At 41.9% G+C, this 15,564-nt stretch carries 12 protein-coding genes and 5 tRNA genes; 16 read left to right on the forward strand and 1 reads right to left on the reverse strand.

All coding sequences use genetic code 11. The features are described 5' to 3' along the window. Positions 1-155: 155 nt before the first annotated feature. The 12 genes from QF06_RS20045 (at position 156) to QF06_RS21980 (ending at position 8,220) form a co-directional block, all read left to right on the forward strand. A tRNA-Glu gene (locus tag QF06_RS20045) sits at positions 156-230 on the forward strand. Positions 231-233: 3 nt separating this feature from the next. After that, a tRNA-Val gene (locus QF06_RS20050) sits at positions 234-309 on the forward strand. A gap of 4 nt (positions 310-313) precedes the next feature. Further along, positions 314-386, forward strand: a tRNA-Thr gene (locus tag QF06_RS20055). A 22-nt stretch (positions 387-408) separates the two neighbouring features. Further along, positions 409-493, forward strand: a tRNA-Tyr gene (locus tag QF06_RS20060). A gap of 4 nt (positions 494-497) precedes the next feature. Continuing rightward, a tRNA-Gln gene (locus QF06_RS20065) sits at positions 498-569 on the forward strand. 230 nt (positions 570-799) lie between these two features. Continuing rightward, entirely contained in the window at positions 800-1,363 is a 564-nt protein-coding gene (gene sigW / locus QF06_RS20070; RefSeq protein ID WP_003223646.1) for an RNA polymerase sigma factor SigW, read from the forward strand. A 13-nt stretch (positions 1,364-1,376) separates the two neighbouring features. Next, positions 1,377-2,003, forward strand: coding sequence for an anti-sigma-W factor RsiW (gene rsiW, locus QF06_RS20075; RefSeq protein ID WP_029317269.1), 627 nt, complete (start codon positions 1,377-1,379; stop codon positions 2,001-2,003). Positions 2,004-2,163: 160 nt separating this feature from the next. Beyond that, a complete protein-coding gene (cdaA, locus tag QF06_RS20080) occupies positions 2,164-2,985 on the forward strand; it encodes a diadenylate cyclase CdaA (RefSeq protein ID WP_003223651.1) in 822 nt (273 codons plus the stop codon). Further along, positions 2,978-4,432, forward strand: coding sequence for a CdaA regulatory protein CdaR (cdaR, locus tag QF06_RS20085; RefSeq protein ID WP_041850633.1), 1,455 nt, complete (start codon positions 2,978-2,980; stop codon positions 4,430-4,432). The genes cdaA and cdaR overlap by 8 nt, the downstream gene beginning before the upstream one ends. Before the next feature lie 18 nt (positions 4,433-4,450). Beyond that, entirely contained in the window at positions 4,451-5,797 is a 1,347-nt protein-coding gene (gene glmM, locus QF06_RS20090; protein WP_014112449.1) for a phosphoglucosamine mutase, read from the forward strand. 433 nt (positions 5,798-6,230) lie between these two features. Beyond that, positions 6,231-8,033 (forward strand): glutamine--fructose-6-phosphate transaminase (isomerizing), encoded by a 1,803-nt coding sequence (gene glmS, locus QF06_RS20095; RefSeq protein ID WP_003234943.1) that lies wholly within the window; start codon positions 6,231-6,233, stop codon positions 8,031-8,033. Positions 8,034-8,079: 46 nt separating this feature from the next. After that, a complete protein-coding gene (locus tag QF06_RS21980) occupies positions 8,080-8,220 on the forward strand; it encodes a hypothetical protein (RefSeq protein ID WP_020861257.1) in 141 nt (46 codons plus the stop codon). Between the two features lie 280 nt (positions 8,221-8,500). On the opposite strand, the gene alkA is transcribed toward QF06_RS21980, so the two are convergent. Then, on the reverse strand, positions 8,501-9,412 hold the full coding sequence (gene alkA, locus QF06_RS20100; protein ID WP_003234926.1) for a DNA-3-methyladenine glycosidase II: 912 nt from the start codon (positions 9,410-9,412) through the stop codon (positions 8,501-8,503). Positions 9,413-9,682: 270 nt separating this feature from the next. Between alkA and adaA the strand changes: the two genes are divergently transcribed. The 4 genes from adaA (at position 9,683) to QF06_RS20120 (ending at position 15,510) form a co-directional block, all read left to right on the forward strand. Next, positions 9,683-10,318, forward strand: a complete 636-nt coding sequence (gene adaA / locus QF06_RS20105; protein WP_003234924.1) for a bifunctional transcriptional activator/DNA repair enzyme AdaA — start codon at positions 9,683-9,685, stop codon at positions 10,316-10,318. Beyond that, positions 10,305-10,844, forward strand: a complete 540-nt coding sequence (gene adaB, locus QF06_RS20110; protein WP_003246311.1) for a methylated-DNA--[protein]-cysteine S-methyltransferase — start codon at positions 10,305-10,307, stop codon at positions 10,842-10,844. The genes adaA and adaB overlap by 14 nt, the downstream gene beginning before the upstream one ends. A 518-nt stretch (positions 10,845-11,362) precedes the next feature. Beyond that, entirely contained in the window at positions 11,363-12,880 is a 1,518-nt protein-coding gene (locus QF06_RS20115; protein ID WP_003234919.1) for an NADH dehydrogenase subunit 5, read from the forward strand. A gap of 14 nt (positions 12,881-12,894) precedes the next feature. Then, the gene (locus QF06_RS20120; RefSeq protein WP_003234917.1) at positions 12,895-15,510 is read left to right on the forward strand and encodes a DUF2309 domain-containing protein; all 2,616 of its coding nucleotides are present in this window, start codon (positions 12,895-12,897) and stop codon (positions 15,508-15,510) included. The last annotated feature ends 54 nt before the right edge of the window (positions 15,511-15,564 follow it).

The following is a 15,564-nucleotide window of genomic DNA, read 5'->3' on the forward strand; positions in this document are numbered from 1 at the left end:
CTTGTCTCTATCATAAAATAAATGGCTTTAGTTGGGAGGCTTTTTCAGTTAAAAAAGGAGTTAAAAAGTTTGAAAATAAAAAATTTAATTTTTCTCTTTACAAACAGGGGGTGACCTGTATATAATAACTTTTGTCAGCTCGACGAGAACACAACGGCCCGTTGGTCAAGCGGTTAAGACACCGCCCTTTCACGGCGGTAACACGGGTTCGAATCCCGTACGGGTCACCATTTGGAGGATTAGCTCAGCTGGGAGAGCATCTGCCTTACAAGCAGAGGGTCGGCGGTTCGAGCCCGTCATCCTCCACCATCTTGCCGGTGTAGCTCAATTGGTAGAGCAACTGACTTGTAATCAGTAGGTTGGGGGTTCAAGTCCTCTTGCCGGCACTGTTTTTTCAAAATTTTATGTGGAGGGGTAGCGAAGTGGCTAAACGCGGCGGACTGTAAATCCGCTCCCTCAGGGTTCGGCAGTTCGAATCTGCCCCCCTCCACCATTATTGGGCTATAGCCAAGCGGTAAGGCAACGGACTTTGACTCCGTCATGCGTTGGTTCGAATCCAGCTAGCCCAGTCACAGACACCTTTGATCAAAAGGTGTCTTTTTTCTTTTCGGAAAAATCATTCCAACTTCTAACTGTTCAGTCTGTATAATAATTTTAAAAATATGTTAAGGTAGTTTATTCACGAATTACCATCTACACCCTGCCAAAAATTTGATAAACTTATTTTATAAAAAAATTGAAACCTTTTGAAACGAAGCTCGTATACATACAGACCGGTGAAGGCAGAGGTTAGATAAATATGGAAATGATGATTAAAAAAAGAATTAAACAAGTCAAAAAAGGCGACCAGGATGCATTTGCGGACATCGTAGATATTTACAAAGATAAAATTTATCAGCTTTGCTACCGTATGCTTGGCAATGTGCATGAGGCGGAGGATATTGCACAGGAAGCTTTCATCAGAGCGTACGTTAATATCGACAGTTTTGATATTAACCGGAAATTTTCAACTTGGCTTTATCGAATCGCGACCAATTTGACCATTGACCGCATTCGCAAAAAGAAGCCGGATTATTACCTCGATGCAGAGGTGGCTGGTACGGAAGGCTTGACCATGTATTCTCAAATCGCCGCAGATGGTGTTTTGCCTGAAGATGCAGTTGTGTCGCTGGAGCTCTCAAACACGATACAGCAGAAAATTTTAAAGCTTCCTGACAAATACAGAACAGTCATCGTATTAAAGTATATTGACGAACTCTCATTAATTGAAATCGGGGAGATTCTAAACATTCCTGTGGGGACTGTGAAAACGCGGATTCACAGAGGCAGAGAGGCTCTTAGAAAACAATTAAGGGATCTTTAAGTGGGGTGATGAAATGAGCTGTCCTGAACAAATTGTGCAGCTTATGCATATGCATCTTGATGGAGATATCCTTCCAAAAGATGAACACGTATTAAATGAACATCTGGAGACATGCGAGAAATGCAGAAAGCATTTTTACGAGATGGAGAAATCCATAGCGCTCGTACGGAGCACATCGCATGTCGAAGCCCCCGCGGATTTTACCGCTAATGTCATGGCAAAATTGCCTAAGGAGAAGAAAAGAGCTTCTGTAAAAAGATGGTTCAGATCCCATCCCGTTATCGCAGCTGCTGCGGTATTCATCATTTTGATGGGCGGGGGTTTTTTTAACAGCTGGCATAATGACCACAATTTCAGCGTGTCCAAGCAGCCGAATCTTGTGGTTCATAACCATACTGTGACCGTGCCAGAAGGTGAGACGGTCAAAGGTGATGTCACTGTCAAAAACGGCAAGCTGATTATTAAAGGCAAAATAGACGGGGATGTAACCGTCGTAAACGGCGAAAAGTATATGGCCTCTGCTGGACAAGTCACCGGTCAGATTGAAGAAATCAATCAATTATTCGACTGGACATGGTACAAGATGAAGTCTGCGGGGAAAAGTGTACTCGATGCATTCAGTCCGAACGGAGAAGAGTAAAGCGCGTTAGCCGCTTTGCTCTTTTTTTGCGGGCTGAGAGGGCTGGCACATTTCACTTGCTAAATCGAAATGTGGTATAATGGGCTCGCTATGTAAAGTACATATGCGTAACCCGTAAAACACAAAATACGAAATGACTGAAATCTTGGAGGACGAGGAAATGGCTTTTGAGGATATCCCTTTTTTGCAGTACCTCGGCAATGCCGTTGATATTCTCCTTGTTTGGTATGTGATATATAAATTGATTATGGTGATACGCGGCACGAAAGCGGTTCAGCTGTTAAAAGGAATTGTAGTCATCGTGCTTGTTCGTATGGCCAGCCAATATTTGGGCCTCAGCACACTTCAATGGCTGATGGACCAAGCGATAACATGGGGATTTTTAGCAATTATTATTATTTTTCAGCCTGAGCTGAGAAGAGCGCTTGAACAGCTAGGCCGCGGCCGCTTTTTTTCGAGGAGCGGCACGCCTGTTGAAGAAGCGCAGCAGAAAACGATTGAGGCCATTACAAAAGCGATCAATTATATGGCGAAACGCCGTATAGGCGCCCTGCTGACCATTGAGCGGGATACTGGAATGGGGGATTATATTGAGACCGGCATACCACTAAATGCCAAAGTCAGCTCTGAGCTGCTGATCAATATTTTTATTCCAAACACCCCGCTTCATGACGGTGCGGTGATTATGAAAAATAATGAAATTGCCGCAGCCGCCTGTTATCTGCCGCTTTCTGAGAGCCCGTTTATTTCAAAGGAACTGGGCACGCGGCACAGAGCGGCAGTCGGTATCAGTGAAGTAACAGACAGTTTGACGATTATTGTGTCTGAAGAGACCGGCGGCGTCAGTGTGGCAAAGAACGGCGACCTTCACAGAGAGCTTACAGAAGAAGCGCTGAAAGAAATGCTTGAAGCCGAGTTTAAGAAAAACACCAGAGACACTTCTTCTAACCGCTGGTATTGGAGGGGCAAGAAAAATGGATAAATTCTTAAACAACCGCTGGGCTGTGAAAATCATTGCTCTACTTTTCGCGCTCTTGCTTTATGTGGCGGTTAACAGCAACCAAGCACCGACTCCGAAAAAACCGGGTGAATCTTTCTTTCCGACATCAACAACTGATGAAGCAACTCTGACTGATATTCCGGTTAAAGCGTATTATGATGATGAAAATTACGTCGTGACGGGTGTTCCGCAAACGGTTAATGTCACGATAAAAGGCTCGACAAGCGCCGTGAAAAAGGCTCGGCAGACCAAGAACTTTGAAATATATGCTGATATGGAACATTTGAAAACCGGCACACATAAGGTTGAGCTTAAGGCCAAAAACGTGTCGGATGGGCTGACAATCTCAATTAATCCGTCTGTTACGACAGTGACCATTCAGGAACGGACGACCAAAAGTTTTCCCGTAGAAGTGGAGTACTACAACAAAAGCAAGATGAAAAAAGGCTATTCTCCGGAGCAGCCGATTGTCAGTCCGAAAAATGTGCAGATTACCGGATCGAAAAATGTCATCGATAATATTTCTCTTGTAAAAGCTTCAGTGAATTTGGAAAACGCAGATGAAACGATTGAAAAGGAAGCGAAAGTGACTGTCTATGATAAAGACGGAAACGCGCTTCCTGTCGACGTGGAGCCCTCGGTCATCAAGATTACCGTTCCGGTGACAAGCCCGAGTAAAAAAGTGCCCTTTAAAATTGAACGGACAGGAAGCCTTCCTGACGGTGTCAGCATAGCGAATATTGAATCCAGCCCCAGTGAGGTAACGGTTTACGGCTCACAGGATGTGTTGGATTCTCTTGAATTTATTGACGGCGTCAGCTTAGATTTAAGTAAAATTAACAAGGATTCCGATATCGAGGCAGATATTCCGCTTCCTGACGGTGTCAAAAAAATCTCACCGTCAAAGGTGACTTTGCATATAGAAGTCGATAGTGAAGCGGATCAGAGGTTCGAGAATGTCCCTATCAAGACTGTAGGGCTGAGCAGCTCACAAAACATTGAATTTCTTGATCCTGAATCACAAGCGATAGATGTAACGGCTAAAGGCTCTCCCACGAATATAAATAAACTGAAAAAATCAGATATTGAATTGTATGTGAATGTTTCAGATTTAGAGGACGGGGAGCATAGCGTGAAGCTTGAAGTGAACGGGCCACAGAATGTAACTTGGTCCTTGGGGCGGAAAACCGCCAAAATCAAGCTGACGTCTAAGAAAAGCAATACATCAACGAATGATAACAGCAGCAATACATCAGGGAACCAGGATGACACAGATAAACAAACAAATGATCAAAAGAACAATCAGCAAGAAGATACAAAGAACACTGATAAAAACAACAACGATCAAAACCAAGACGAAAATAAAGATCAAAACCAAGATCAGGATGAGGATGAATCCACTGCAAATTCACAATCCTCATCGGAATAAAAAAGGAGCGATTATAAAATGGGCAAGTATTTTGGAACAGACGGTGTAAGAGGTGTCGCCAATAGTGAGCTTACACCTGAGCTGGCCTTTAAAGTCGGACGTTTCGGCGGTTATGTGCTGACAAAAGACAAACAACGTCCAAAAGTGCTGATAGGCCGCGATACACGCATCTCCGGCCATATGCTGGAGGGAGCCCTTGTCGCCGGACTTTTATCCATTGGCGCAGAAGTCATGCGCCTGGGTGTCATTTCTACACCAGGTGTATCTTATTTGACAAAAGCGATGGATGCAGAGGCGGGCGTCATGATTTCCGCTTCTCATAACCCAGTGCAGGATAACGGCATCAAATTCTTTGGGGGAGATGGATTTAAGCTTTCTGATGAACAGGAGGCTGAAATTGAGCGCCTGATGGACGAACCTGAGGATAAGCTGCCAAGACCTGTCGGAGCAGACCTTGGACTTGTAAACGATTATTTTGAAGGCGGACAAAAATATCTGCAATTCTTAAAACAGACAGCTGATGAAGATTTCACAGGCATTCATGTGGCATTGGACTGTGCCCATGGCGCAACGTCATCCTTGGCGACACACCTGTTTGCTGATTTAGATGCAGATGTTTCTACAATGGGGACTTCCCCGAACGGATTAAACATTAATGACGGCGTCGGTTCGACTCATCCCGAAGCGCTCAGCGCGTTTGTCAAAGAGAAAAACGCGGATCTCGGTCTTGCGTTCGACGGTGACGGCGACCGCCTGATTGCTGTCGATGAAAAAGGAAATATTGTAGACGGCGACCAAATCATGTACATATGCTCAAAACATCTGAAATCAGAGGGCCGTTTAAAGGATGATACAGTGGTTTCAACCGTGATGAGCAACCTCGGCTTCTATAAGGCGCTCGAAAAAGAAGGCATCAAAAGCGTACAGACAGCTGTCGGCGACCGCTACGTAGTAGAAGCAATGAAAAAAGACGGCTACAACGTCGGCGGAGAACAGTCAGGACATCTTATTTTCCTTGATTACAACACGACAGGGGACGGATTATTGTCTGCTATTATGCTGATGAACACTTTGAAAGCAACAGGCAAGCCGCTGTCAGAGCTTGCAGCTGAAATGCAGAAGTTCCCGCAGCTGTTAGTCAATGTGAGAGTGACTGATAAATATAAAGTTGAAGAAAATGAAAAAGTAAAAGCAGTTATTTCTGAAGTTGAAAAAGAAATGAACGGCGACGGCCGGATTTTGGTGCGCCCTTCTGGAACTGAACCGCTCGTCCGTGTCATGGCTGAAGCGAAGACGAAAGAGCTGTGCGATGAGTATGTCAATCGCATTGTTGAAGTCGTCCGGTCAGAAATGGGATTAGAGTAACGAAGTCTATTATCAGAGAGTGAACAAGACAAGCGAGGTTTACATAAGATAATTGTGAGACATACGGCAAAGTTGTTTAAAAAACAATTGACCGTTTATGCCACATGTTGTAAAATCAAGCTTGTCTTGTTCTTATTTTCTCAATAGGAAAAGAAGACGGGATTATTGCTTTACCTATAATTATAGCGCCCGAACTAAGCGCCCGGAAAAAGGCTTAGTTGACGAGGATGGAGGTTATCGAATTTTCGGCGGATGCCTCCCGGCTGAGTGTGCAGATCACAGCCGTAAGGATTTCTTCAAACCAAGGGGGTGACTCCTTGAACAAAGAGAAATCACATGATCTTCCAAAAAACATGTAGGAGGGGACGATTGAAAGTCCCCTTGAAATTTGACTTTCTTCGTCTCCTTTTACAATCTTAGGAGGAAGAAAAATATGTGTGGAATCGTAGGTTATATCGGTCAGCTTGATGCGAAGGAAATTTTATTAAAAGGGTTAGAAAAGCTTGAGTATCGCGGTTATGACTCTGCTGGTATTGCTGTTGCAAACGAACAGGGAATCCATGTGTTCAAAGAAAAAGGACGCATTGCAGATCTTCGTGAAGTTGTGGATGCCAATGTAGAAGCGAAAGCCGGAATTGGGCATACTCGCTGGGCGACACACGGCGAACCAAGCTATCTGAACGCTCACCCGCATCAAAGCGCACTGGGCCGCTTTACACTTGTTCATAACGGCGTGATCGAGAACTATGTTCAGCTGAAGCAAGAGTATTTGCAAGATGTAGAGCTCAAAAGTGACACCGATACAGAAGTAGTCGTTCAAGTAATCGAGCAATTCGTCAATGGAGGACTTGAGACAGAAGAAGCGTTCCGCAAAACACTTACACTGTTAAAAGGCTCTTATGCAATTGCTTTATTCGATAACGACAACAGAGAAACGATTTTTGTAGCGAAAAACAAAAGCCCTCTATTAGTAGGTCTTGGAGATACATTCAACGTCGTAGCATCTGATGCGATGGCGATGCTTCAAGTAACCAACGAATATGTTGAGCTGATGGATAAAGAAATGGTTATCGTCACTGATGACCAAGTTGTCATCAAAAACCTTGATGGTGACGTGATTACACGTGCGTCTTATATTGCTGAGCTTGATGCCAGTGATATCGAAAAAGGCACGTACCCTCACTACATGTTGAAAGAAACGGATGAGCAGCCTGTTGTTATGCGCAAAATCATCCAAACGTATCAAGATGAAAACGGCAAGCTGTCTGTGCCTGGCGATATCGCTGCCGCTGTAGCGGAAGCGGACCGCATCTATATCATTGGCTGCGGAACCAGCTACCATGCAGGACTTGTCGGTAAACAATATATTGAAATGTGGGCAAACGTGCCGGTTGAAGTGCATGTAGCGAGTGAATTCTCCTACAACATGCCGCTTCTGTCTAAGAAACCGCTCTTCATTTTCCTTTCTCAAAGCGGAGAAACAGCAGACAGCCGCGCGGTACTCGTTCAAGTCAAAGCGCTCGGACACAAAGCCCTGACAATCACAAACGTACCTGGATCAACGCTTTCTCGTGAAGCTGACTATACATTGCTGCTTCATGCAGGCCCTGAGATCGCTGTTGCGTCAACGAAAGCATACACTGCACAAATCGCAGTTCTGGCGGTTCTTGCTTCTGTGGCTGCTGACAAAAATGGCATCAATATCGGATTTGACCTCGTCAAAGAACTCGGTATCGCTGCAAACGCAATGGAAGCTCTATGCGACCAGAAAGACGAAATGGAAATGATCGCTCGTGAATACCTGACTGTATCCAGAAATGCTTTCTTCATCGGACGCGGCCTTGACTACTTCGTATGTGTCGAAGGCGCACTGAAGCTGAAAGAGATTTCTTACATCCAGGCAGAAGGTTTTGCCGGCGGTGAGCTAAAGCACGGAACGATTGCCTTGATCGAACAAGGAACACCAGTATTCGCACTGGCAACTCAAGAGCATGTAAACCTAAGCATCCGCGGAAACGTCAAAGAAGTTGCTGCTCGCGGAGCAAACACATGCATCATCTCACTGAAAGGCCTAGACGATGCGGATGACAGATTCGTATTGCCGGAAGTAAACCCAGCGCTTGCTCCGTTGGTATCTGTTGTTCCATTGCAGCTGATCGCTTACTATGCTGCACTGCATCGCGGCTGTGATGTGGATAAACCTCGTAACCTTGCGAAGAGTGTTACTGTGGAGTAATAAATGTTTAACCCCTTTGGATAAGATTATCTAAAGGGGTGTTTTTATGTCCAAAAGCGAAAGAACGTCTACAGTGGAAAAATGGATTAAAGAAGTTGATGGTACAGGACCCGACTATCGATCGACCATGGCTATAGATTTAAGATGTTTCCTCATTAGATCGGTCAATCAGGTTAAAAGGCATTAAAACTTGGAGAGAAACTGCTTTTGCCTAACTGAGTTTTCTAATGTTAATACAGATATAAGAGAGCAGTTCCTCATTAAGATACGCTTTTGATAGCAGTTGGAATTTAGCATGCTAGAAATCCGAAAACCGGAGAGCCTATTGGAATGATAACGTGTTTTTTTATTGACAATTAATAAAGGGCAAAGAATTCTAGAAGTCGCACTTACAATGTACTTGTGGGATTAGGTTTTAAAGTTCATTCTTTTTTTATTGAGTACATTCCGGTTAAAGTTGAAATGATTCAGTAAAGGACACGCCATAAATAAAAGGTAGCGTATGATTGCCATTCTTTCCATGGAACCGATATTTCTAAGATTTCATCTTTCGTAGGCTTTCGGTTCATATTACGTAATATTTTTATCGAATGAATAAGACCCACATCATCGATTGGAAAAGCTGTCGGGAACCTAAGGCAGCGCATTAGAACATAATTGGCTGTCCAAGGACCGATTCCTCGTATTTTAATTAAGTTTTTTTCAGCATCTTTAAAGTTCATTTTCATTAATTTTTCCCTCGATAATTCTCCACTTGCCATTAATCTGGCTATTCCAATGATATATTCACTTTTTTTCACCGTCATTTTAATATCTGCCAGGTCGGTAGGGGTTAACCGTGCAATTCGCTCGTACGGTGGGAACACCCAATACTTTTTACCATTCCATTCAATAGAATCGCCAAATGCTTCTACAAATTGCTTCTTTAAGGAGTACGCGAAGGCTAAGTTAATTTGTTGCCCTAAAACTCCCCAACATAAAGCTTCAAATAAATCGGGAATGCCGATCACTCGCAACCCATAAAATTTTCGGGCAGGCATTTTAAGTAATGGATCTGCTTTTGCCATTTCATAAAATGGAGTTAAATCGTTATCAAGATCAAACCATTCATGAATATATTTTACAATCTCTTCCCGTTTCCACTGCTCAACAGGTCTAGAATCGTTTAGGAATTGAACAATCATTTGTTTATTATTGATTACGCTTACCTGCACTAAGGACCGAATTTCCCCAATGGCTATAACTTTTGTAATGATATTGTTCTCTATTTCATACATGCATTCATTTTTTTCCCTGGTTAGGTAGCCAAGGTTCGCATTCATGTCGAAAATTTCAGGTAATGTAATGACAATAACATCATTGACTTCATGCCATGTCACTTTTTCATTCTCCTTATCTTAAATAATTATAAGAAAACTCACGCTGGTTGAAATTAGTTTATCACATAATCATCTTTACTCATTTTGTTATCTTGCTATTACATTCTAACCACCTTATTTTTTTCTATTTATGAGGTTATAGTGTAGTTATCAAGAATGCTAAACGGGAGTAGATAAAAATGGCCCAAGATATAAAAAACGCGTGTCGAAAATTTAAATTGGGATTCAATTCAAAGAATTAGATGAGCATTGTAAGGAGAGGTGAGATAAATGCCGGATAGTATCAATAACGGACATAAAGAGAGCCATGATCATAGAATTTCGAATGATGCAGAAATGATAACAGATGAAAAGTGGCAAGCAATTATAAATAATGATGCAGCGTACAATAATCAATTTTTCTACGCTGTTAAATCGACAGGGATATTCTGTAAACCATCCTGTAAATCTCGCGTTCCGAAAAAAGAAAATGTATGTATCTTTCCAAACACAGAACAAGCTCTCCGCGCAAATTTTCGCCCTTGTAAACGTTGCAAGCCCACTAATGAAAAAATGCCTGATAGCGAGTGGGTTGATTTAATTACTGAATACATTGATAAAAATTTCACAGAAAAATTAACGCTAGAATCGTTAGCAGATATTTGTCATGGGAGTCCGTATCATATGCATCGAACATTTAAAAAAATTAAAGGCATTACGCTGGTTGAGTATATACAACAAGTTAGAGTACACGCGGCTAAAAAGTATTTGATTCAGACAAATAAAGCGATTGGAGATATCGCTATATGTGTGGGTATAGCTAACGCGCCTTATTTTATTACTTTATTTAAAAAGAAAACTGGACAGACACCAGCACGATTTCGTCAAATGAGTAAAATGGAGGAAACGTACAATGGAAACAAATAAACCAACCCTTTATTGGTCTTTACTAATGTTCAAGGATTGGAATTTTTATATTGCTTCAACTTTAAAGGGGCTTGTGTTTGTAGGTTCACAGAACAAACCAATCGAGGAATTGTTCGAATGGGCTAGGAAACGCTTTCCGGGAAGTCTTCTTGTTGAAGATGATGATAAGCTTGAACCCTATGCCGTTGAAATCACTCAATATCTAGAAGGAAAGCGGAAAAACTTTACTGTTCCAGTTGAGTACGCCGGTACGCAATTTCAGCTAGCCGTCTGGAATGCACTTTGTGAAATTCCTTATGGACAGACGAAATCCTATTCCGACATTGCAAATGATATAAATAAACCAGCAGCTGTTCGTGCTGTAGGTGCGGCTATTGGGGCTAATCCGGTATTAATTACTGTACCGTGCCATCGTGTAATAGGAAAGAATGGCTCATTAACTGGCTATCGGGGCGGATTTGAAATGAAGACACTGCTCCTCGATCTGGAAAAGCGAGCTTCATCTGAAATGGATGTTCCTCATTGAAAGTGAATCATCTATAATGGGTTGGATTCTTTTAGAGGAAAGTAAAGACCAGTTTACTGATAAACTTGACAACTTTTAAAATTTAGCATATCTTATACGTAACTTAATAATCGATGCAGATGTTTATTTTTCCTTTTAAAATATGTAGGCCTTTAGCATTCTTTTCATATTTCATTTTAAATATTGATAGGATGAAAAAGTATCCTAATAAAAAAGGAAGAGAACATGAGTCGATTTATTTGATAATCAGGACTATATTAAAGGAAATGAAAACATAGCATAAAGTAAAGACCAATAATAAGGTAGCTCTTCAAAAAACTTCGCTGAAGTTAGTTGAAGTGAAGCCGACAATTTTCAGGATTCAATGATCTAACATAATCATTGAAATTTTGAAGTTGTCGGCTTTTTTGTTGGAAAAAAATAGAGATAAATAAAAATTGAAATAAATAATAGACAAATATGATCTGATTGAAAGGTCTTTTGACCAATAATGAGTTTTAAAAAAGGGAGAATTTAGAATGTTAGTTTCGCTGAGTTTGTCATCATTATTAACATTATTTTTTATTATGCTTATGGCTTCTGGGATTAGTGGACTATTGTTTTTACATCCGCGAGTACCCTTGAGTTTTGTTCGCATTCATATTGGGATCTTGGCTTTACCACTTTTGGTTTCCTTACTGATTCTTGCCAATAGTGGTGTGAGTGGAAATGTTGGCCCTTGGCACTTAGATTCCTTAGCTTGTTTAATGACTTTCTTTGTTCTTGCAATTGGATTCATCATTCAGCGTTTTTCTGTACGTTACTTAATGGGGGATCGATCTTATCGAAAATATTTTACGCTTTTTACTTTCACAACAGGAGCTGCTTCAATGACATGGTTAAGTGGTGATCTCCGCTTGATGGTTCTATTTTGGGGAGCGACTCTTGTTGGATTAACCTTACTTATTAGGTTAAACAGTGCTTGGCAAGTGGCTAGTGAAGCAGCCAAAATTTCTGGCCGGTTATTTTTGTTAAGTTGGTTTTCTTTGTTTTTTGCGATGATGTGGCTTTTTCATGCTACAGGTCAATGGCAGCTATCATTGGTTGTAACAAATGAAAGTTTAGCTGGGCTGGGAGAATGGGAGAGAACAGGGATTCAGCTATTGATTGTACTGGCGGTGATCATTCCTGCAGCTCAATGGCCGTTCCAAAGATGGTTGGTTGAGTCTATTGTTGCTCCCACCCCAGTTTCTGCAATTATGCATGCAGGTTTAGTAAATGCTGGAGGAATAATACTAACTCGATTTTCACCTCTATTTCATGGTGGTATCGCTTCGATTATCTTACTTCTGCTTGCTAGCATTTCTGTATTGATTGGAACTGGAATTAGTTTAGTTCAGGTTGATTATAAACGCCAGTTAGTAGGCTCCACGATTGGACAAATGGGGTTTATGCTCATTCAGTGTGCATTAGGCGCCTATATAGCAGCCATTATTCACCTTATTTTACATGGTTTATTCAAGGCTACGTTGTTTCTACAGGCTGGTTCAGCAGTAGGGCGTCATGAAGTATCGACTCGCACTAATGAAAGAACATCCTATTTATGGGTCATGGCTGGTCGGATTTTATCCTTAGTTATAGGTGTTGCTTTTTGGCTCACTGCTCCTGGAGACGGGTATCACTTAATCAGTGCGCTGATCTTAGGGTGGTCATTGTCCGTTTCTTGGGATCAGCTTGTCGCTTTTGGAGAGGGCCGAATTGGCCGGATTGCCGGTTTAACTGTTTTAGGAGGAGCAGCCCTCGTATATTTTATCATTCATCACCTTTTCTATAAGTGGCTGCATACAACCATTTTTCAAAGTGTTCAACCTCCAATGTCAGCTGTCATGATTGTCGTATGTCTCTTACTCTTTGGCAGTGCTTTAGGTACGTGGGTTGCTCGTCATCGTTCTTCCGTTTTTTTCGCGGTACTCTATCTTTGGTTAGTCCGATTAGGTGAAGCAAAACCAAAGTCAGTAGAGAGTCACCCAGACTACCTTAAACAATATATTTCATAAGGAGCTAATCTGAGATGGGCATTACATCCGTATTAACGAAAGATAATGTAAAAAAGATAGATACAGATATTGATGTTCAAGAAAGGGATCTTAACGTTTTCATTACATCTGCCAGCCGAGTGATTGCGCCACTTTGGCCTATTTCTACATTTGCTGCACGTAATCCGTGGATGGGACTTGAAAACCAACCTTTTGATCAGGTTGCAAGTTGGTTGAAAAACACTCGCGATGTTGATATATACCCTAGTGCGTCTATGATCCGTTCAGCAAAGAATAAAGGTGAGATTGATGAAGATTTTGTGGAAATGGGGCTGCAGCGTTGGCTTGATTCACATTCCTATCACATCCCACGGGACGTAGCAGAGCGATTTTGTCATGCTGCATTAAAGTTAGATCCCCTGCCTTCCGACCTTTTATCATCACATGAGCTGGAGAAATTAGTAAGTGAATGTAGTGGATTGGATCATATCGAGAATGTGTTTATGCAGCCACTAAGTTCGTATATAGAGAATCAAGATGGTGAAAGGCTAGTCAATATACTAGATCATCATGTCATTAAATGGAGTAAATTATATCTTGATGACTCTCAAGCGGGTTGGACAATGCCTAATCGTGAGGAAGGTTTCTATCGTGCTTGGCAGCATCTTATTCAATATGATCCAGCACTTAGCAAAAAGCAGCGAGAAAGGGTAAAAGGTTGGCCGAAAGAGGCACATTTGGCTTTACAAGAAGCTTTATTCGCACTAGAAATCCCAGAGTCAGAAATCCAGACTTATCTTGAAGGTCATTTACTTTCATTACCTGGATGGGCAGGGATGATGCTTTGGCGCTCCCAACAATCGAGCCACGAACATGCACTACTAACAGAATATTTAGCGGTTCGAATATCCATGGAGTGGGCTCTTATAAAGCCATACTTACCTTTGACTAATGAACGATCTAAGAAAACAATTTCAATTGCTCCCCTTATAGCAGCTTGGATTCATTGGGGTGGGCTTACATTAGAAGAATGGTCACAGATGACGGCCAGTGAACAAAACGAATATTTATCATTTGCCTACAGCTTTGATGAGAAACTTCGCAAGAAACTTTGGTTAGAAGCTTGGGAACAAACGTACACTGATCGATTAAGCCAGAAGATCATCTCGAAACAACGTGAAACCGGCCGTGAAAAATCTGCATTAGCTCAATTAGCATTCTGCATCGATGTACGATCAGAACCTTTTCGTCGTCAACTAGAAAAAGAAGGCCCGTTTGAAACGATTGGTATTGCTGGTTTCTTCGGGGTGCCGATTGCAACTTGTGAACTTGGCAGTAAACACAGTCATGCTTCCTTGCCGATCATACAAAAACCGCAAAATAAAATAAAAGAGTTCGCAGATGAGGATGTATTCAAAAAATACAATCAACGGAAGCAAGCAATTCATTCTTTAAGCCATACCTTTAAAACGATGAAGCAGAATGCGCTTTCGAGCTTACTACTGCCTGAGCTAAGTGGACCTTGGCTTACTCTGCAAATGGCAGCCCGTAGCTTTGTGCCAAGAAAGGCGGGTCGTTTCATTCGTAATCTCCGTGAGGCTTGGTTACGCAAACCTGATACAAAACTCTCGCTTCATCATGATGCTACAGAGGCAGAAATACCTGTGGGTTTTACTGATGAAGAAAAAGTGAACTATGCTCGCCAAGCATTAAAAATGATGGGGTTAACAGAGAACATCGCACCATTGGTCGTGATTTGTGGGCATGGCAGTCAAAGTACTAATAATCCTTATTCTGCAGCCCTTGATTGTGGTGCCTGTGGTGGAGCGGCCGGTGGATTCAATGCAAGAGTTTTAGCTGCTTTATGTAATCTATCAGAGGTACGAGAAGCTCTTTTAGCTGAAGGAATTAAAATTCCTGAGGATACAGTTTTTGCAGCAGCTGAACATAATACAACAGTAGATGAATTACATTGGCTTTATGTACCAGAGCTTTCCGAAGCTGCACAAGAAGCATTTGAACAAATTGAAGCCGTTATGCCGAAAGTGAGACATCATGTAAACGCAGAACGTCTAGCCCAATTACCGAATTTCCAATCGAAGCTAAAAAATCCGAAGGCTGAGGCAAACCGATTTGCGGAAGATTGGAGTGAGATACGTCCGGAATGGGGACTGGCTCGTAATGCCGCTTTTATTATCGGTAAACGTGAATTAACTCAGGATTGTGATTTGGAAGGCAGAGCCTTTCTCCATAATTATGATTGGAAGCAGGATGAAAGCGGTGAACTCCTAGCAAATATTATTGTAGGACCTGGAACTGTAGCCCAATGGATTAATTTACAATATTACGCATCAACGGTAGCACCTCATTATTATGGCAGCGGAAATAAAGCAACTCAAACCGTTACTGCAGGTCTCGGCGTTATGCAGGGGAATGCAAGCGATTTGTTAGCCGGACTGCCTTGGCAATCCGTCATGGAATCAGATCACGAGGCCTATCATTCTCCTCTTCGTTTATTGATACTCATCCAAGCACCTAGAGAATATGTAGAACGGTTATTAAATCATGATTCAGCATTTCTGCAAAAAGTTCAAAATGGATGGGTCCGACTGGCTAGTCTTGATCCAGAAGGATGTTGGGAAAGCTGGTAATGATGAATCTAAGCATTTATCAAATGGATTTGTTACTCAATACAAAAATGATAA

This window comes from Bacillus sp. YP1, assembly GCF_000877815.1.
GTDB lineage: Bacteria > Bacillota > Bacilli > Bacillales > Bacillaceae > Bacillus > Bacillus subtilis.

Bases quoted from the DNA above. Each gene is read 5' to 3' on its own strand.
- sigW (WP_003223646.1), top strand. From the start codon at position 800: ATGGAAATGATGATTAAAAAAAGAATTAAACAAGTCAAAAAAGGCGAC.
- rsiW (WP_029317269.1), top strand. From the start codon at position 1,377: ATGAGCTGTCCTGAACAAATTGTGCAGCTTATGCATATGCATCTTGAT.
- cdaA (WP_003223651.1), top strand. From the start codon at position 2,164: ATGGCTTTTGAGGATATCCCTTTTTTGCAGTACCTCGGCAATGCCGTT.
- cdaR (WP_041850633.1), top strand. From the start codon at position 2,978: ATGGATAAATTCTTAAACAACCGCTGGGCTGTGAAAATCATTGCTCTA.
- glmM (WP_014112449.1), top strand. From the start codon at position 4,451: ATGGGCAAGTATTTTGGAACAGACGGTGTAAGAGGTGTCGCCAATAGT.
- glmS (WP_003234943.1), top strand. From the start codon at position 6,231: ATGTGTGGAATCGTAGGTTATATCGGTCAGCTTGATGCGAAGGAAATT.
- QF06_RS21980 (WP_020861257.1), top strand. From the start codon at position 8,080: ATGTCCAAAAGCGAAAGAACGTCTACAGTGGAAAAATGGATTAAAGAA.
- adaA (WP_003234924.1), top strand. From the start codon at position 9,683: ATGCCGGATAGTATCAATAACGGACATAAAGAGAGCCATGATCATAGA.
- adaB (WP_003246311.1), top strand. From the start codon at position 10,305: ATGGAAACAAATAAACCAACCCTTTATTGGTCTTTACTAATGTTCAAG.
- QF06_RS20115 (WP_003234919.1), top strand. From the start codon at position 11,363: ATGTTAGTTTCGCTGAGTTTGTCATCATTATTAACATTATTTTTTATT.
- QF06_RS20120 (WP_003234917.1), top strand. From the start codon at position 12,895: ATGGGCATTACATCCGTATTAACGAAAGATAATGTAAAAAAGATAGAT.